At 39.9% G+C, this 17,668-nt stretch carries 16 protein-coding genes and 1 pseudogene; 6 read left to right on the top strand and 11 right to left on the bottom strand.

What is annotated here, in order from left to right; genetic code table 11:
* Nucleotides 1-99 precede the first annotated feature (99 nt).
* From yccS to B9T30_RS06525, 4 genes are all read right to left on the bottom strand, one after another.
* Nucleotides 100-2,250 (bottom strand): YccS family putative transporter, encoded by a 2,151-nt coding sequence (yccS, locus tag B9T30_RS06540; protein ID WP_086184278.1) that lies wholly within the window; start codon nucleotides 2,248-2,250, stop codon nucleotides 100-102.
* Nucleotides 2,251-2,771: 521 nt separating this feature from the next.
* Nucleotides 2,772-3,323 (bottom strand): superoxide dismutase family protein, encoded by a 552-nt coding sequence (gene sodC / locus B9T30_RS06535; protein WP_086184277.1) that lies wholly within the window; start codon nucleotides 3,321-3,323, stop codon nucleotides 2,772-2,774.
* Nucleotides 3,324-3,445: 122 nt separating this feature from the next.
* Nucleotides 3,446-4,576, bottom strand: coding sequence for an AI-2E family transporter (locus tag B9T30_RS06530; protein WP_167356316.1), 1,131 nt, complete (start codon nucleotides 4,574-4,576; stop codon nucleotides 3,446-3,448).
* A 140-nt stretch (nucleotides 4,577-4,716) separates the two neighbouring features.
* A complete protein-coding gene (locus tag B9T30_RS06525; protein ID WP_086164678.1) occupies nucleotides 4,717-5,361 on the bottom strand; it encodes a ParA family protein in 645 nt (214 codons plus the stop codon).
* A gap of 119 nt (nucleotides 5,362-5,480) precedes the next feature.
* On the opposite strand from B9T30_RS06525, the gene B9T30_RS06520 reads away from it, so the two are divergent.
* Nucleotides 5,481-5,948 carry a Holliday junction resolvase-like protein gene (locus tag B9T30_RS06520; RefSeq protein WP_086184275.1) on the top strand — a complete coding sequence of 156 codons (468 nt, stop codon included), beginning with the start codon at nucleotides 5,481-5,483 and terminating at the stop codon, nucleotides 5,946-5,948.
* Between the two features lie 18 nt (nucleotides 5,949-5,966).
* Nucleotides 5,967-6,224: pseudogene (locus tag B9T30_RS16650) on the top strand (hypothetical protein); the annotation flags it as partial.
* Between the two features lie 167 nt (nucleotides 6,225-6,391).
* Here B9T30_RS16650 and B9T30_RS06510 read toward each other — a convergent pair.
* Nucleotides 6,392-7,021: a class I SAM-dependent methyltransferase gene (locus tag B9T30_RS06510; RefSeq protein WP_086184274.1), complete on the bottom strand. Its 630-nt coding sequence runs from the start codon at nucleotides 7,019-7,021 to the stop codon at nucleotides 6,392-6,394.
* 175 nt (nucleotides 7,022-7,196) lie between these two features.
* On the opposite strand from B9T30_RS06510, the gene B9T30_RS06505 reads away from it, so the two are divergent.
* Nucleotides 7,197-7,760: a hypothetical protein gene (locus tag B9T30_RS06505; RefSeq protein WP_086184273.1), complete on the top strand. Its 564-nt coding sequence runs from the start codon at nucleotides 7,197-7,199 to the stop codon at nucleotides 7,758-7,760.
* A gap of 420 nt (nucleotides 7,761-8,180) precedes the next feature.
* Here the strand turns inward: B9T30_RS06505 and B9T30_RS06495 are convergent, their stop codons facing one another.
* The gene (locus B9T30_RS06495; RefSeq protein WP_086184396.1) at nucleotides 8,181-8,513 is read right to left on the bottom strand and encodes a HopJ type III effector protein; all 333 of its coding nucleotides are present in this window, start codon (nucleotides 8,511-8,513) and stop codon (nucleotides 8,181-8,183) included.
* A 161-nt stretch (nucleotides 8,514-8,674) separates the two neighbouring features.
* Here B9T30_RS06495 and crcB point away from each other — a divergent pair, with 161 nt between their 5' ends.
* Nucleotides 8,675-9,055, top strand: a complete 381-nt coding sequence (crcB, locus tag B9T30_RS06490; protein WP_086184271.1) for a fluoride efflux transporter CrcB — start codon at nucleotides 8,675-8,677, stop codon at nucleotides 9,053-9,055.
* Nucleotides 9,056-9,187: 132 nt separating this feature from the next.
* On the opposite strand, the gene B9T30_RS06485 is transcribed toward crcB, so the two are convergent.
* From B9T30_RS06485 to B9T30_RS06470, 4 genes are all read right to left on the bottom strand, one after another.
* A complete protein-coding gene (locus B9T30_RS06485) occupies nucleotides 9,188-9,442 on the bottom strand; it encodes a type B 50S ribosomal protein L31 (protein ID WP_086184270.1) in 255 nt (84 codons plus the stop codon).
* Nucleotides 9,443-9,561: 119 nt separating this feature from the next.
* The gene (locus tag B9T30_RS06480; protein ID WP_086184269.1) at nucleotides 9,562-10,860 is read right to left on the bottom strand and encodes an ABC1 kinase family protein; all 1,299 of its coding nucleotides are present in this window, start codon (nucleotides 10,858-10,860) and stop codon (nucleotides 9,562-9,564) included.
* A gap of 462 nt (nucleotides 10,861-11,322) precedes the next feature.
* On the bottom strand, nucleotides 11,323-12,627 hold the full coding sequence (locus B9T30_RS06475) for an MATE family efflux transporter (protein WP_167356317.1): 1,305 nt from the start codon (nucleotides 12,625-12,627) through the stop codon (nucleotides 11,323-11,325).
* Between the two features lie 394 nt (nucleotides 12,628-13,021).
* The gene (locus B9T30_RS06470) at nucleotides 13,022-13,483 is read right to left on the bottom strand and encodes a DMT family transporter (RefSeq protein WP_086184267.1); all 462 of its coding nucleotides are present in this window, start codon (nucleotides 13,481-13,483) and stop codon (nucleotides 13,022-13,024) included.
* A 124-nt stretch (nucleotides 13,484-13,607) separates the two neighbouring features.
* Between B9T30_RS06470 and hemW the strand changes: the two genes are divergently transcribed.
* Together hemW and B9T30_RS06460 are read left to right on the top strand one after the other, a co-directional pair.
* A complete protein-coding gene (hemW, locus tag B9T30_RS06465) occupies nucleotides 13,608-14,762 on the top strand; it encodes a radical SAM family heme chaperone HemW (RefSeq protein ID WP_086184266.1) in 1,155 nt (384 codons plus the stop codon).
* Nucleotides 14,763-14,800: 38 nt separating this feature from the next.
* A complete protein-coding gene (locus B9T30_RS06460; RefSeq protein ID WP_086184265.1) occupies nucleotides 14,801-15,736 on the top strand; it encodes an acyltransferase family protein in 936 nt (311 codons plus the stop codon).
* Nucleotides 15,737-15,782: 46 nt separating this feature from the next.
* Here the strand turns inward: B9T30_RS06460 and B9T30_RS06455 are convergent, their stop codons facing one another.
* Nucleotides 15,783-17,606, bottom strand: coding sequence for an acyl-CoA dehydrogenase C-terminal domain-containing protein (locus B9T30_RS06455; RefSeq protein ID WP_086184264.1), 1,824 nt, complete (start codon nucleotides 17,604-17,606; stop codon nucleotides 15,783-15,785).
* Between the last annotated feature and the right edge of the window lie 62 nt (nucleotides 17,607-17,668).

The following is a 17,668-nucleotide window of genomic DNA, read 5'->3' as shown; positions in this document are numbered from 1 at the left end:
ATGAACCCTGAGTGTACTCAATATTGCAGTAGAGGTGAATGAAAAATAAATATATTTATGAGTAGTATCAAATATTTATAACCAATGATTTGACTCGGGTTATTTTATTTCCTGTAGAAACAATGCAGTTCTTAACTTTAACAATTCAGGCAAGGTTTCCAATAATAAACTGATCTGTTTGAGTACCAATAATACGTCCTCAGATAAATTATCTTGTGTGCTTATCTGTTGAATTTCTTTTAGCTTAGCCTGAACTTGATCTTCGGCTAAAGGTTGTTGTTGCAACAGGACTGCGAATAAAGTGTCTTTGCACCAGCGCATTAAATCCAGTACTTGTGTGTCTTGCACTTGCTCACGGTGACTGCCTAAAGCCGAGACATAACTCAACTGACTATGGCTATAGACCAAATAGCGAAATGCAGAATGAATCAGTGCTTGGTTCGGGTTCGGTTCGGTACTTAAACTGGAAATCATGCTCGACAGTTCAATTTGTGCATTATGCGCGGAACGGCGTGCTTTACGATAATCAATACTGTTGTTTTTACCCGATTGGTACTGTTGTACCACTGCATCGAAATAGTCCAAAGTGGCTTGATTACTTTTTTTGATGGTGTTTGAAATATCACGAAAATTCCAATCGGGCCAAATAAAACTGACCGCAAACCATGCAATGAAACAACCTAAAAGGGTGTCGATAATGCGCGGTAAAATAATGGCATAGCCTGCACCTTTTAAGTTAAAAATCAGTAACACCATCAGCGTTGCCATTAGGGTCGCCATGGCATATTTTTTCGAGCGTAAATAGAAAAAAGATACGCCAAAAATAATGGTCAGTACCAATTGTCCTTCAATACTGGGCACAAAATATAAAACGGGAACCCCTAAAATAACGCCTAAAACCGTGCCTAAAGTGCGCAGTTTTAGCCGGCTTTTGGTGGCAAAATAACTCATCTGACAGACAAATAAACTGGTCAGTAAAATCCAATAACCATGTTTGGCAAAGGACAGTAATGAAATGGCATAACCGACGGCAAAAACAAAGGCGATGCGAACCGCATGGCGAAATAGCGCAGACTGGGGCGTTAAGTGTTGTTTAAGCTTGAGCCATAAATCGGGCAGATCATGAATATCGTCATCCAACAAATTTAAGTTGTCCTGATGCTGAAAATAGTTTTGACGATAATTATTCTGTTCACGACTAAGGTTGATAAATTGTTCCTGAATTTTCTTTAAATTGCGCAAAATCAGCAGCAGGTTTTTGACTTCTAAATTATGTGGATTTTCTGCAATCCATAATTGGATGGACTGTTCTAAGTTAGCAATCGCAATATCTGTTTGTGGGTCAGATTGATAGGTCTGATGGTTGAGAATATTTTGTGCCAGTTTTTGACAAGATAAAGCATGCAGTTTTACATTTTTTTGAATGCGAAAAATCAGGTCAGTGCGGCTAAAATTTTGATGAATTTTTTCGTAATGCAAATAATTGGATGTGGCTTGTTCATGAATATCTTGTGCTAAAAAATACAGATTGAGCCAGTAAATGGTATTTTTATTGGCACGAGCGGCTTTTAAACGGGTGAGTAAAGAGCCTTTAGTCATATTTAAACTTTGGACCACAAGGCTATTTTTAAGTGAAAGTTGATACAACAAGGGTTCAATATTATCGGTATTGTCTGGGTCAAAGAGATGGGCTTTGCTCAGCAGTAAGTCTGCAATGGCATTAAAATTGGCAGCTAAATTGTCTTGTAGTGCTTGAGTGGGTTTGAGTAAATAAAAGATGATTGAGGTTAAGCCATACCACAGTGTGCCCAGCACAAAATAGCTGGGCTGTTGATACCATTCGCTGTATTCACCTAGTCCAAACATGGTGTAAATAGACAATAAAATCGTACCAAAAGAAATGGTTGCATAACGCTGCCCAAATGCACCCATTAAAATAAAAGCAGCACTGGACAGGGATAAATACAGAATAAACAGCAGTTTATAAGGGTAGAGAAATTCAAGAATACTACTGACAGCAAAAAACAGGATGCAGACATAGAGCAAATTGCGTAAGCGAATACTCAAGCGATCATCAAAATCGGTCAGCGCTGTTGCAATTGCCCCTAAAGTGATCGGCACAATTAAGGGTTCATGATCTAAAAAAAGCAGACCGAGCGTCGTTCCCGTAAGAACAATAAAAATTTGCAAGCAATAGATCAAAATGGAATTAGATTTAAAGCGTTGCAGCAGATCTTTTAGGCTATTCACGATTTTTCTAAAGTGTCATTATTATGCATATAGCGTGAGCTTTTTTAACTGTGCTGTCAATTTATGATCCTGCTCATTGCTGGATGGAATGTTGCCATAAGTAAGCGAATTGAACAAAAAAGCAGGTCTGGAGCCTTAATGCCAGTCAGTTAAAAATTGATTGGTATTTTATTTTTAAATTCATGATGTTATTCGATATTCGGAAACGTCATCCGCAACTGTTCGAGGCAAAACTATTTTAAAAAAGTAAAGTTCCTGTGATTAATTAATCAATAAAAGGTATTTGGCGAGTTTTGCGGTGAGGCGCACTGCGCCGCAAGATGCCTTTCTTGCGAACTCAAAATATATTTTGAGGATTCTCATTTGGGCTTATCCAAAGTAATAGATGAGCTCCAAGTGTTTGATTTAAAAATATAAGACTCCGTCGTGAATAACTAAGAAAACTAAGGACTTTATTTCTAAAACCCTTAACTGATTGGCATTAGTCTGGAGCCTGCTTTTTTAAATCGTGTTACAGATGATTATTGAATCAGACCACAAGCAATGCGCTCTCCACCACCGCCTAAGGGTTTGGGCTGATCGGCATAATTATCGCCACCCGCATGGACCATCACCGCTAAACCATGAATGTCTGCCAATTTTAAGCGTGGCGCAATTAAGCTGGTTTTCGCCTGACCTTGAGCATCGACATTTAATACAGGTAAATCACCGAGATGACCTTGCAGAGGGGTGCCGTGATGAGGGGCTTGCGTAGGGTTAAAGTGACCACCCGCAGCAATGGCTGCACCCATTTTCCCATCTTTTTCAGCAGGATCACATGAACCTTTTTCATGAATATGAAAGCCATGAGGGCCAGATGGTAATTCAGATAAGTCGGTGTTAATCACTAAACCTGCTGGACTGTCTTTAAATTGAATACTGCCAATAGCACGGCCGACCCCTTGAGCAGACACAGCATGAACGATTACCCGATGTTTGTTGCTGGATGATGACATGGGGGTGTTGGCACAGCCAACCATTGCAAGACCCGTTATGGCGCAGAGCAATGTGAAGTTAAACAGTGACGATGACATTGAGTTGCATCCTTTTCTTTTATAATGACCTTGATCATTCAATCAAGGCAGAGGATACAATTCAATGTTGATTAAGTATTTGAATGTATGAATTTCTTAACCTTTAAGCTTAATCTTTTAGCTTAGTTTTTATCGTTACTTGGCGGGTCTTCTTCGTCATCAATATCATACGCCAGTGTCGATTTTGGCATCATGAGGGCATTAAAATCATTGGTCTCATGTAGCCATTCACGCCAAATCGCCAGTAATACAGCAAGAATAACAGGGCCAATAAATAAACCGACCAGACCAAAACTGGCAATTCCCCCCAAGACACCGAACATAATCAGTAAAAATGGAATTTGTGTGGCACCTGAAATGACCAAGGGGCGAATCACATTATCCGAGGTACTGACAATACAGACTCCCCATGTCATCACGCCAATTGCTTCAATCGTTTGACCTTGCGAGAACAACCATAAAGAGACAGCCCCATAAGCAAGGGGTGTTCCAAATGGAATCAGTGCCAAGATGAATGTCACAATGGTAAGTACCATCGGGTTAGGCACACCTGCGACGAAATAACTTAAACCAGCTAAACCAGCTTGTGCAACTGCTGTTAGCCCTACACCATAAACAACGGCACGGGTGGTTTCAGAAATGGTGTCTAAATAATGATGCACGCGTGGGCCAATAATCATTTCCAAGGCTTTACTGACTTGGTTGAGAATGGTTTGACCATCGCGATAGAAAAAGAAGAGCGACAATACGGCAAAACACAGCTTAACGATGTTTTTACCAATTTCATTTAAAACGAAACGACCGTAATTGAGATGACCTTGAATCCATGTTGAAACCGTTTGCACAATACTATTGGGGTCAGTATTAATGTCATGCAGTGTTCGGCTAATTTCCTTACCAATAAAGGGCAAATCCCGAATAAATTGCGGCACATTGAGATGACCTGAAAAAACTTGTTTTTGCAATTCATAGTATAAGTTTCGACCTTCATGTTGCAGCATAAAAATGCCGAAGGTCAGTGGAATACCAATCAGTAAAATGATCAGGCTGATCATAATCGTCGCACTGAGTGTGGCACGTGAGCCGCACCAGCGATGAATGGAGTGATACAACGGCCAAGTCATATAGGCAATAATGGCCGCCCAAAGTACAGGCACAATAAAATATTTGAGAACATTAAAACTCAAAAACAGGAGGATAAAAAATAATCCAAATAATAATACTTTTTGTAATGTTGGCGCGTACTGTTGCACTGCATTCACTGATTTGTTTCTAAGGTCCATGCCATCTTAACTGAAAAAAAAGAGATCGAAAATGAAAGCTGAGTAAGTTCTAGTGAATAATGAATAAACTCATTGGTTTTCTGGGGCTGACCTTAGAACCTTTTAATCGACTAAAACCACTTGGTTGGATCATCAATAATGGCATTTAAGACGGGTTGCCACTGATTTTGCATGCTTAAATAATTTTTTTGCGTCTTATCAAACACCGTTAAGCCGTGCATTGCCAGCTGCCCATAAGCCGTGCGTTCCGAAATCCAAGCTACAGGTTGTTGTTCAATTTTGCTGAAAAAATCTTGAATATCTTTAGCACTGGCACTGTTGGCTTTAACACGATTGGCTAAAAGTAAAATTTGTACTTTACCTTTACGAATCCGTTTAATCTCTTGTAAATGTTTTAAGAAACGACGCGTACTGTCGATATCAAAAAAGGACGGTTGTAAGGGCGTAATAATAGTGTGAGCTTCACTGATCAGCTGTTCGGCATGATCGCCTGAAAGCGCACCAGGTGCATCAATAATGAGATACTCTATATTGGTTGGTGTATCACCAATAGATTTTCCTTGACGCCAGTCGAGGTCTTGAATGGGCGGGGCTTCTTTAGGGCGTTGTTTAAGCCATTGTAAAGTTGATTTTTGGTTATCTGCATCGGCAAGTGCAACCCGATAACCCTTTTGTGCTAAAGCGGCAGCGAGATTAATCGCGGTAATGGTTTTCCCACATCCACCCTTTTGATTGGCAATTAAGATTGTTTTCATGACCCTGATGATTTTATTCTGTTCGACCCTAGCATATCATTGTTTGATGCCATGAATATGACACATGACAAAAGTCTTAAAAATTCATGTGATAGTACTTTTTTGATTAGGAAAAAATAATGTCCATTTGGATGGCAATGCTGATTGGTGCATGCATAGGGGTGGTTTTAACCACTCTGATTTTAAGCAATACTCGCAACGGACGGATCAAAGCAGAGTATGAGCAGTACATTGCTGAATTGGAGTTGGAGCATCAACAGACTTTAATCAGTGCGAAAAAACGCAGTGTAAATACCAGTCGTGCGGTATTAAAAGGAAAAATGGCGGAGCAACTGGCGCCCATTATGCCTGAGTTTCAATACTTACCCAGCGATGCCAAATTCTTAGGTGATCCTATTGATTACGTGGTGTTTGATGGTTATAGCGACTTTCGTGATGGTGAAGGTCGGGCAGAGGACATCGAGGTGGTACTGATTGATATTAAAAGTGGCGGAGCACGATTGACCAAAGGACAGCAGGCAATTGCTCAAGCCATTGCCCAAGGTCGAGTACGTTTTGAAACGATTCGTATCGACTTTGATGATTAAACTGAGATTGATGGCTGAATGAATAAGCTCATCATCACTTTCGTTCTATTTGCCCTGATGATTTGGGTGTGGTCATCTTATTTTCGTGCCATTCCACATTTACAGCAAGTCGGTGTATTGAAAAATTTGCAGCTTAAACATCTGGATGATTTTTCAGGTGAATATGTACTGCTTAAAAAATGCTATTACAGCCTAGCAAGACGATCTTTGCATCCTGCATCATCTGTAGTGGGAAGTTTTAATGATCTGGCTTATGTCAGTCATATTGATTTGTTATAGGGAGCTGGACAATTACGCCAGCTTCGTACAGGACAACGAGTTCACGTTATCGGGGATTGGGTTGAGGTTAATTCAATTCCTGCACACGTAGGTTCGATGTTTCCACCTCAGCGTCAAAACTGTGCGATTTTACGCGTGCATTCGCTCAGTCTTTTAAAATAGTTTTACTCAGCTCGTTTTTGCGCACGGGCAAAGAACATGCGCTGTGCAAGTTTAGGAATACCTTGCGCAGCAAAATAATGCTGTTCTGTAAAGTCGAAATGAGCATCGCGTAATGCCTGTTCAATATTACGGTTGAGGTGACAACCATCGGCAAGCCGTTTTTGAATGGGCGTGAGTAAATTTTGTAAATGCTGAAGTTTTGTATTGTCCTGATACTGAACATGTTCGACCAGATGCAACGTCCCATTCGGTTTTAGCACGCGATACATTTCAATTAAAGCTTGCGCTAAATTTTCAATGCTACATAAAGTCCATGTACTGACAATATGGTCAAGGCTGGCATCGGCAAAAGGTAATTTTTCTGCATAAGCTTGAATGTGTTGGACATGAATTGCACTTTCATGGATGCGTTTGGCTGCCAGTTGATAAAGATCGGCATTCGGTTCTAGCGCATACAGTGTTTCGACATTTTGATAAAAAGGCAGATTCAGGCCTGTACCAAAGCCAATTTCCAACACATCACCCGCTATAGGCAACAGCAGTTGTCGACGCTGATCCATGAGACTGGGCGTTTGCATAACTTGATTGAGTAAATGCGGAAAAATGTGTTGCTGGTAAAATTTATAAATCATGGTTGAGCTGATTGTTCTTTATGTGTCTATGTCGAGCTTAATGACTATTCTGATCGAATAATAAGACAAAAAAGTGACTGAATATATCTCTATTGTTACCAAGTCGATATGGTTATTTCAGTTTCATCACTTAAGATGAAAACAGGAAGATAGAAATTCGTTTTGAGGTATAGAGATGACTCGGCAATTATTATTCAGTGCTTTACTTGCAACCAGCATGCTACACGTGAGTGCCAGCGCATCATCTGTCGATCATAATATTTCTAAAGGTCTGATGCCAATATCAAAAGAACAATCGATTAAAATGCTGCAACCCTTTAAAGGGGACTTTCGTATTTTAGGATCGAAAATTTATACCCAAGATGAACAAGCAAAATTTTCACCGATTGATTATGCGGTCAGTTGGGGGTTATTTGCTGAACCTGAAATTGCACGCCATATTTCTGTCAATCAATATGACCGTTATCTGAATTGGAAAATTGATCGTCTGCCTGTGCCTAAAGAGCAAGCAATGCAGATGGTGTCGAATATGCATATCATTCCTGCAAATCCAACGATTGCCAAGCAAATTAAAAATGTAAAACGTGGTGATTTAGTCCGTTTAAAGGGCGATTTGGTTGAAATTAAAGACAAAGATTTGGTCTGGACGTCATCTTTAACAGCCACAGATACTGGGGATGGTGCATGTGAACTCTTTCGCGTCAGTTCAATTGAATGGATTGAAAAAGTAAAAGGCTAATGGTTGAAAATATTGCAAAAAGCCCTCTTTATTAAAAAGTAATGCCAGTCAGTTAAGAAACGGACTGGCTTTTTTATTTTTTAAATTCATGATGTTATTCAATACGTGGAAACGTCATCCGCAACTGTTCGAGGCAAAACCATTTTAAAAAGGTAAGGTTTCTGCGATTAATCAATCAATAAAAGGTATTTGGCGAGTTTTGCGGTGAGGCGCACTGCGCCGCAAGATGCCTTTCTTGCGAACTCAAAATATATTTTGAGTTTCTCATTTGGGCTTATCCAAAGTAATAGATGAGCTCCAAGTATTTGATTTAAAAAATATAAGACTCCGTCGTGAATAAATAGAAAGCTAAGGACTTTATTGCTAAAACCCTTGACTGACTGCATTACTCTATTAAAGAGATCTTTTTAGATTAGAAACTTATTTAGCGGCTAAAGCTTCACCTTCAAATTGGATACCATCCCAACCATTTAACATAAACTGACGAATATTTTGATGGTCAGTTGCTTCTGGTGTGGCTAAAACTGCGGCGTAATGTTCAGCAAACAAACTTAAGGTTTGTGCTTGATCTAAATCATTGAGTTGAGCAAAAGAAAATACTTTTGCACTGCCTTGGTTTTCAGTTGCCGCATTGGCCTGTTGCCCATTTTTAAATGCAGTTGGGCTATGTTGGTAACGCGCTTCAATATACGCAATGACATCGGTAAATTTAGCTTCACCTGTTTGAAGTTGTGTTAATAAATCTTGAACCATCATTTTTTAATCCAGAGAAAGAGTGAATTTAATGGCGAGACTATAGCAATTTTTAGGCATTTTATTCAGCATTATTTCTTTGTAAAACGTGTGGATTCGTGCAAAAGTAATGGCTTAATTAGGATAGGGTTGTGCTATAGACAGCCGATATTGGGTGAAAAATGAGTTGGCTATGGGTGGCTTTGGGTGGTGCTATTGGCGCGAGTTTGCGTTATGGCGCAGGGGTGTTTTTAGTTAAACCGACCAATTTGTTTCCATGGAGTACATGGTGGATCAATATTGTGGGTTGTTTGTTGGCAGGGATCTTTTTTGCTTATAGTCAAAAATTTCCCATTTTGCAAAATGAAGCGCGTCTGTTTTTGATGGTGGGTATTTTAGGTGGCTTTACCACATTTTCCAGTTTTGGTTTAGAAACATTTCAGCTGTTAAAACATGGTCAACCGATACTTGCTGTGCTCTATGTCATGTCAAGTGTGATGGTTGGTGTGATGGTTTTGGCGTTGGGTTTTTATCTTTTTCAAGCATTATTAGCGAGTAAATAACACAGCCAGTAAATAAAATCGAAACGTTTTTGCTATCAATACAGCAGATAAAAAAAGAAGCCTAAGTGGAGGAGGAGGCTTAGGCTTCTGAATAAGTAAAAAATAACAAGCTGAGCTTAATTGAATATTAACTTAATGTGAGCGTTTGAAACGAGAGAAACGCTTGTTGAAACTCGCGACACGACCTTCATTATTGGTTTGACGTTGTTCACCAGTATAAAACGGATGCGATGCACTTGAAATATCTAAACTGACATAGGGATAGTCCTGACCTTGGTAATTTTTTGTCTGTTGTGATTGTAAGGTGCTGCCAATAATGAAATAGACATCCGCATTGGTGTCATGGAATAAGACTTCACGATACTCTGGGTGAATATGAGAACGCATGGTTGGCTCCAAAATTATTGTTAATTTAGATATGTTATAACATAACGTTAATTTTTACAAATAAAATAGTTTGCCAAATAGAACCCAAATCAAACTTTCATTTGGGTTTTGTCCGTATTTTATGCGCGGGGTGGAGCTAACTCGTCAAATAAGTCATTAAGATTGTCATGCATTTTTAAATGAATCATATTCCAATAATGACCCGATACCGTGCGATTCACCATCAGTGTTTCTGGTGAAGGTTTAAAGACATCCCAATATTTTAATGAGGGTTTAAGCAACTCCATTCCATTATGATGTGCTGAGTTTTCTGCAAAATCATATAGGGTGGTGAGTGGGCGTAGAAGCACTTCTAACCATTGATTATATAATTCAGTTGGAAATTTTCCTTGTGCTGAAATGGCATGTAACGCATCCAATTGTTGTTCTATTTCGGCAATATTACCTTCACGAGCAGCTTGTATTAACTGTTTAAAGTGCTGCACCGTTGCACTGGATAATGTTTTAACACCACCGTAGTCATAAATAATCACATAACCATCTTCACGAAAGGCAAAGTTGCCGGGGTGTGGATCGCAATGAAAGCGTTTTAGATAGAAAATTTCTTGTCCAATGGCGCGGAATAAACGACGACCGAGTTCATTTCGGGTGGCTTGTGACCATGTACTGGCCGTTTCAATACTTTCACCTTGTTCTAAGCTTAAGGTTAAAACATGGCGTGAGGAATAGTCTTTATACACTTGCGGAATAATAATTTTGCTGTCTAAGCTTTGGTGGAAAGTACGCGCAACTTCTAAATTTTGTGCTTCAATTTCATAATTTAATTCATTGTCTAAGCTTTCTTGAATTTCTTTAAACAGTTGATCTTGTAGTTTACGATCAACTTTTAGCACGCCCATCAGACGCAGTGCCAATCGCACTTGTTTAAGATCACTTTCGCAGGCTTCATCGACACCTGGATATTGCACTTTAACCACCACCTGCTGACCATTGGGTAGCAAGGCTTTATGTACTTGACCAATGGATGCTGCGGCAAAAGGTTGCTCATCAAAGCTTTTAAAAATTTGATTTAGTGGTTTGCCAAGTTCTTTTTCAACTTGTGCTTTAATTTCAGCAAAAGGCATAGCAGGGGCTTGGCGCTGTAATTTGGCAATGGCACGCGCAACTTCAGGTGGGAAGACATCTTTATATTGTGAGGCAATTTGCCCGACTTTCATTACTGCGCCTTTCATTTCCCCAAGGGTGTCAGCAATTTGTAGACCAATGTCTTGAAAAAGTTTACTGCGTGAAGCATTTTTTTGTTCTTCATCGGCATTAAAATTTTTGATCGAGTTTGAAACTGTTTTGGTTGCGATGCTCGCCGTCATACTGGCAAGTTTCATAAAGCGACGACCGGGTGTGCTAGCCGTTTTTGCCATGCGATATTCCTCAGGGTCATCATTGGTATGTTTGAATGATCATAGGCGACAAAGTTGAAAATACCTATTTTAAATTGTTAAGCATTTGTTGGAGTCTGAATATGTTGAGCTTTATGGGGGTGGATTTTTCTGTGGGAAAATATGCAGTTTTGCTATGCCAATGCAAGTTATTCAGCTTAATTCAGGTATGAAGAAATGTTCGAATTTAAGTGAATCAATATTTTAAAATTTGATATGCGGTAAAGTCCATCATCAATGAACTTTGCCTTATTTTAATTGCATCATTCAGATTACTTTGTGTAGGAATTAAGGTCACTTTTGTTTGGGAAAAATGAGAAGCGAAGCTTCGCAAGGAAACCATTATTGTGCTGAAGCAACATACATGTACCTTAGCCCAACAGCGGCATCCTTGCCGCCTAGTGATCGTTAATCTCGGAGAGAAGAATAGAGGTGACAGGTTTTTTAAGTTGAGGCGTGATGACTTAGGCGTTGATTATTCATATACAAACGTGTCAGTAATAACACACAAGCAATACTTAAACCGACAATCAATCCCACCCAAACCCCTGCTGCACCCATCTCGGTAAAGCGCGCCAGATAAATTCCGACAGGGAAGGCAATAACCCAATAGGCGAGCATGGTAATCCACATCGGACCTTTGGTGTCCTGCATACCGCGTAAACAGCCTGCGGCACTGACTTGCCATGCATCCATGAGTTGATATGCAATTGCAAATAAAATTAAATACATGGCAACTTTAGCCACGTCATAATCTGAAGTGTAAATGGCCACAATTTCAGCGCGGAACAACCACATAAATAGCATGGTGATAAAAGCAAAAATGGTTCCTGTCGCCAGACCCAGATATTGTACTTTACGCATGGCTAGCCAATTATGTTCACCATAATAGGTTCCGACCCGAATGGTGAGCGCAATGGCCAGTGACATCGGAATCATAAACAATTGCGAAGTGACTGAAATCGCAATTTGATGTGCCGCGATAATGGTTTCACCCAAAGGACTTAACACAATTGCAGCGGTACTAAAAATACTGACCTCAAAGAAAATGGCCAAGCCAATCGGTAAACCGAGAGTCAAAATGCGTTTGACCCAATAAGGATCTAATTTTTCCCACAGCGCAAACGGTTGGGTTTTTTGATAGCGCCGTGCTTTTAGAATATAGGTGGCGAGGGTGATGAACATCAACCATTGTAAAATAGCAGTGGCAAAGCCAGAGCCTGCACTGCCTAAATGTGGAATAGGACCAATGCCATACATAAAAATAAAGTTTAAAGGAATTAACAGCACCAGAGCAATTAAGCTAATGGCGGTGACGGGGCGTGGATAACCCAAGGCTTCCGAATAGCCTCTTAATGCTGCATACATGGTCACAGCAGGCATACCAAAACCAATCGCATGTAAAAACAAACTGGCTTTAGGCAATAAATTTTCAGGGACACCTAAAATGGGCAGCAACAAAGGCATGAACTGTAAAATCAGTCCAGCAATGACTCCTAAAATAAAAGCCACCCATAAAGATTGACGGGCAATGGTGGCAATTTTTTCAGGCGTACGTGCACCATTGGCTGCGGCCACTAAGGGGGTGGTTGCAATCATGATGCCACTAAACAGCAACATGATTGGAATCCATAAACCCACACCAACGGCAATGGCAGCAAGGTCTTGTGCAGATAAATGCCCCGCCATAATGGTATCAATCAGGCCAAAACCTGCTTGGGCAAATTGCGTGATCAAAATTGGGATCATCAGGTGGAAGAGTTGTTTTAACTCAAAGCGGGTAGTTGTAACAGATGTAGCATTTAACAAAAAAATTACTCATTTTATTAGGGTCTGTGGACATTTCAGCCATGCATTGCGTTATTCACTAAAACAACTCAAACAAGGCATGAAATGCAGACAATGGTTGATCCCCTTGTCAAGTTTCATAACGAAGTTTGGGGAAGTTTTAGTGATAACCCTACGGGACAGGGACATTTTTTCCGCTACTGTGTTATCTTGCGCAGCTTTAGTCACTGCTCATCATTTAGAATGACTAAATTTCGCAAAACATGCCTTGTAACGTCTAAACATCTTGCGCCGTATCCGGCTCATGTCGCAAGCATCTGTGAAATGTCCACAGACCCTATGTGCTTAGAAGGCGTTAGCGTTGTAAAGTGAGAAGCACACCAATAAAAATCACCACGCTACCTAAAAGACGTTGCCAGTTAATCGGTGTTTGTTCCGTACCCAGTAAACCAAAATGATCGAAGAACATCGAGGTGATGATTTGACCAAAAATAATTAATCCTGCAAAGGTCAAAAAACCAAGTTTGGGTGCGGTATAAATACTGATGCTAATGGCATAGACACCGAGAAAACCGCCAAGCCATAGAAACCAAGGAAGTTGAAGCAAAATGGTAAAAGTTGGTTTATCTACATTTTGAAAAAACACCAACACGGCAAGTACTATTGTACCAACCAAAAAGGATAAAAGCGCGGCTTGCAGAGGCGAATGTAGATATTCTCTTAATTGACTATTAATTGCCGTTTGAAAAGTCATCGCTACACCAATCCCCATGGTGAGGGGCAACAATAATAATAACTGAGTCGATATTTTCATCATATTCACGATCTAATTATTCTTGGTTTTAAGTAGTTTATCGTAGATAGGAGAAGAATTCAGAAGTGTCTTGATACAGTCATGTTAAAATATATATCTCCTTATTTTGTTGTTTTGAGCTTATTCCTTGGCTGATTTAAATCCTGCAAGTATTCCACTGTCTTTATATATTCACATGCCATGGTGCGTGCGTAAATGTCCGTATTGTGACTTTAACTCACATGCCGTGCCTGATGGAAAATTGTCTTTAGATTTAGAACAAGAATATCTACAAGCGTTGGTTGAAGACTTGAAAATACAGGTCGATTTTGCTCAAGGTCGCCATATTCATAGCGTCTTTATTGGCGGTGGAACGCCGTCGTTAATTTCGGCCAAAGGTTATCAATGGTTATTTAGCCAGCTGAAAAGCCTCATTCCTTTTGAAGAAGGTTGTGAAATTACTTTAGAAGCCAATCCGGGTACGGTAGAGCACGATCCTTTTGCTGGTTATTTGGATGCAGGGATTAATCGCCTTTCTATTGGTGTGCAAAGTTTTAATACCGATCATCTTAAAAAACTAGGACGAATTCATAGCAATGCTGATGCCGTGAATGCTATTCATTTGGCCAAGGAAGCGGGTTTTGCACGGGTCAATGTAGACTTGATGCATGGTTTGCCTGAACAAACTTTAGAGCAAGCTTTATACGATTTAAAACTGGCGGTAGAAAATGGGGCAACCCATGTATCGTGGTATCAATTGACCATTGAACCGAATACGGTGTTTTTTAGAACTCAACCTATTTTGCCGGTTGATGACGTGTTGGAAGAGATTCAAGCACAGGGTGAAGCGTATTTAACAGCGCAGGGTTTTGTCAATTATGAAGTGTCGGCATGGCGTAAGGAAAAGCCTTCTGTACATAATTTAAATTACTGGCAGTTTGGGGATTATTTAGCAATTGGGGCAGGGGCACATGGCAAAGTGACACAACCTGATGGCGTGTATCGTTTTCAAAAAACCCGTTTACCAAAAGACTATTTAGCCAAAGTCCCCGCAGAACATGTGCAGTTTAAACGCATTGAAGCGGATGATATGCCGTTTGAATTTATGATGAATGTACTACGTTTAAACCAAGGCGTTGACGCGAAACTGTATGCAGAACGTACAGGTTTGAGTTTAGCTGGCGTGGATGCACTTTTAGATTCATTGCGTTCACGAAAGTTGATGGTTGACGATCAAACGCGAATTTCATGTACCGAGCAAGGGCATGTGTTTTTAAATTCAGTGTTGGAAGAGTTTCTTTGATTTTAAAATTTAACTTTATGTACGTGTATGAGTAGAAAATGGAAAGAAATTTATCGATTGATATTTTGAAAGTCATTTTAGCCATTGCTGTGGTTTTTTTACATACCCGTGTTTTTTATGATCTATCGACACTGTTAAGCCATGTTTTCGTGCAGGGAATATTTAGGTTAGCAGTCCCTGTTTTTTTAGTCATTACAGGCTATTATTTTTTTTATATCAATAATATTCAAAGATATAAAACATGGCTGAAACGTATTTTTATTTTGTATGCCGTTTGGATGGTCTTTTATTTACCCATATGGTGGACAAAAAGTGCCTCCTATAATTTTTCTGTCTTATACAATGGTTATTATGTGCTTTGGTATATTCAGGGCGTGTTGTTGGGTGGCTCTGTTTTATATTTCTGTAGAAATATAAATGCGAATAAGCTCTTTATTGGAAGCATTTTTTTATTTTTGCTTGGCGTTACGCTTCAGCAAGTCGGTAATTTACATTTATTTCAGGGTCAAATGGATGCTGAATTGAACACCTATACCGTGCATCGTAATTTTTTATTGATGAGTTTTCCTTTTCTGACCTTAGGTTTTCTGCTGAATAAATGTCAGGCTGCAATTAGTAATAAAATAAATATAAAGCTTTGGCATGTGATTGTTGTGGTTGTTTTAGTGGTCGTGGAATCACTTGCGAATTATTTTTTGATCAGTCGGAAGGAAAGTCTGGATCAGATGTTTTCCTTATTTATTACTGCGCCAATTATTTTTATATACGTTTTTAATCAGAATATACTGGGGAAAAATAAAGAATTGGCAAATTTATCGACTGCAATTTTTTTAATTCATCCTTTTTTTATTTACCATTTAAAAGGCTATTTTTTAAATCAACAGACCTTATTTAGCTTGGTTGTATTGGCGTGTTCAATCTTTGCCGGATTAATATTGCTGCAAATGAATAAAAAACTAAAATACTTGTTATAAAAAAGAGCGCCTAAGCGCTCTCTTCTTTACTCTAAAAACTTACACCTTAGTAGTCGAAGCTAAAGTGTTCAGGTGCTAATGAAGTCATAGTTTTTGAAGGATTGACCATGGCTTCAGCATGACCTTGGGTACGTGGCAATAAGCGTTCGAAATAGAAGTCAGCGACTTTAATTTTCGCTTTATAGAATTCAGCAGATTCTTTGCCATCACCAGAAGCCAGTTTTTCTGAAGCAACGGCAGCTTGTTGCGCCCAGAAGTACGCCATCATCACATAACCAGAGAACATCAAGAAATCGACAGAAGCTGAAGATACCACGTCACGGTCTTTACGTGCCGCAAGCATAATGCGCACCGTTAAGGCATTCCACTGTGCACATACTTTGGTTAAGTCCCATGCAAAACGACGCATGTATTTGTTGGTGGCATTTTGCGCACAGAATTTCAAAATTTCAGTGGTGTAGTCACGAATAACTTTACCTTTAGAGGTCAGTAACACTTTACGACCAATCAAGTCGAGTGCTTGCACGCCCGTTGTACCTTCATAAAGCGTAGCGATACGTGCATCACGTGCAATCTGCTCCATACCCCATTCTTTGATATAACCGTGACCACCGTAAATTTGCATACCGTGGTTTGCTGCTTCTAAACCTAGCTCAGTTAAGAAACCTTTTAGGATCGGAGTGTAGAAACCTAAATGATCATCTGCTGCTTCAAATGCCGCAGTATCACCGCGCTCTAGGGCATCGGCCATTTTGTCAGCCAGTTGCGCTGCATAATAAATCATGGAACGACCGCCTTCAGCAATCGCTTTTTGCGTCAACAACATGCGACGAACATCAGCATGGTGAATAATGGCATCAGCAACTTTTTCAGGGTCTTTCTTGCCAGATAGAGCACGCATAGACATACGATCTTTGGCATACGGTAAAGCACCTTGGAACGACAGTTCAGCATGCGCGATGCCTTGAATTGCAGTCCCAATACGCGCCGTGTTCATAAATGTGAACATGGCATGTAAGCCTTTATTTGGCTCGCCAATTAAGTAGCCCACAGCATTGTCAAAGTTTAAAACCGCTGTTGCAGAAGCACGGATCCCCATTTTGTGTTCAATTGAACCACAGGTTACAGGGTTACGCTCACCTACAGTACCATCGGTATTGACCAAGAATTTAGGCACAATAAATAAAGAAATCCCTTTTGTACCTGCGGGCGCATCTGGAAGACGTGCAAGGACAATGTGGATGATATTTTCTGTTAAATCGTGTTCACCCGCAGAGATGAAAATTTTTGTCCCAGTAATATGATAAGTACCATCTGCATTTGGCTCTGCTTTGGCTTTTACTTGACCTAGGTCTGTACCACATTGTGGTTCAGTTAAGCACATGGTGCCTGACCACGTACCTGCCACAAGGTTAGGCATGTAGATATTTTTTTGTTCGTCAGTACCAAACTGAAGAATGGTATTCATGCAGCCAACGCTTAAACCTGGGTACATTTGGAATGACCAGTTTGCTGTGCCCATCATTTCTGATTTGATCAGATTTAAAGATTGAGGCAAATTTTGACCGCCAAATTCTTCTGGAAAAGACAGACCTTGCCATCCCCCTTGCACAAATTGGTCATAAGCTTCTTTAAAGCCTTTCGGTGTTTTGACTTCGCCATTTTCGAAATGACAGCCTTCTTCATCACCCGATTGGTTTAAAGGTGACAGTATATTTTCACAAAAATCTGCTGCACCTTCTAGAATCATGTCTACAGTGTCAGCATCGGCAGCTTCGCCATTGGATAAAGTTTTATAGTGGGCAGAGAAGTCAAAAACTTCATTCATTAAAAAGCGAATGTCGTGTAAAGGAGCTTTATAAGCAGGCATAGTGTTAATCCTAATTTAGAAATAGTTTTGGATTATCCGAATCGATAGTTTGATTATTCACA

This window comes from Acinetobacter sp. ANC 4973 (genome assembly GCF_002135275.1).
Classification (GTDB): Bacteria; Pseudomonadota; Gammaproteobacteria; order Pseudomonadales; family Moraxellaceae; genus Acinetobacter; species Acinetobacter kyonggiensis.
Note: the sequence above shows the minus strand (reverse complement) of the source record. Positions and strands in the feature narration are given on the sequence as shown.

What these genes read in the sequence shown, in the direction of transcription:
- B9T30_RS06520 (WP_086184275.1), top strand. Translation starts at nt 5,481, where the DNA reads ATGTCCATTTGGATGGCAATGCTGATTGGTGCATGCATAGGGGTGGTT.
- B9T30_RS06480 (WP_086184269.1), bottom strand. Translation starts at nt 10,860, where the DNA reads ATGGCAAAAACGGCTAGCACACCCGGTCGTCGCTTTATGAAACTTGCC.
- sodC (WP_086184277.1), bottom strand. Translation starts at nt 3,323, where the DNA reads ATGTCATCGTCACTGTTTAACTTCACATTGCTCTGCGCCATAACGGGT.
- crcB (WP_086184271.1), top strand. Translation starts at nt 8,675, where the DNA reads ATGAGTTGGCTATGGGTGGCTTTGGGTGGTGCTATTGGCGCGAGTTTG.
- B9T30_RS06470 (WP_086184267.1), bottom strand. Translation starts at nt 13,483, where the DNA reads ATGATGAAAATATCGACTCAGTTATTATTATTGTTGCCCCTCACCATG.
- B9T30_RS06455 (WP_086184264.1), bottom strand. Translation starts at nt 17,606, where the DNA reads ATGCCTGCTTATAAAGCTCCTTTACACGACATTCGCTTTTTAATGAAT.
- B9T30_RS06510 (WP_086184274.1), bottom strand. Translation starts at nt 7,021, where the DNA reads ATGATTTATAAATTTTACCAGCAACACATTTTTCCGCATTTACTCAAT.
- B9T30_RS06460 (WP_086184265.1), top strand. Translation starts at nt 14,801, where the DNA reads ATGGAAAGAAATTTATCGATTGATATTTTGAAAGTCATTTTAGCCATT.
- B9T30_RS06485 (WP_086184270.1), bottom strand. Translation starts at nt 9,442, where the DNA reads ATGCGTTCTCATATTCACCCAGAGTATCGTGAAGTCTTATTCCATGAC.
- B9T30_RS06495 (WP_086184396.1), bottom strand. Translation starts at nt 8,513, where the DNA reads ATGGTTCAAGATTTATTAACACAACTTCAAACAGGTGAAGCTAAATTT.
- B9T30_RS06475 (WP_167356317.1), bottom strand. Translation starts at nt 12,627, where the DNA reads ATGATCCCAATTTTGATCACGCAATTTGCCCAAGCAGGTTTTGGCCTG.
- B9T30_RS06525 (WP_086164678.1), bottom strand. Translation starts at nt 5,361, where the DNA reads ATGAAAACAATCTTAATTGCCAATCAAAAGGGTGGATGTGGGAAAACC.
- B9T30_RS06505 (WP_086184273.1), top strand. Translation starts at nt 7,197, where the DNA reads ATGACTCGGCAATTATTATTCAGTGCTTTACTTGCAACCAGCATGCTA.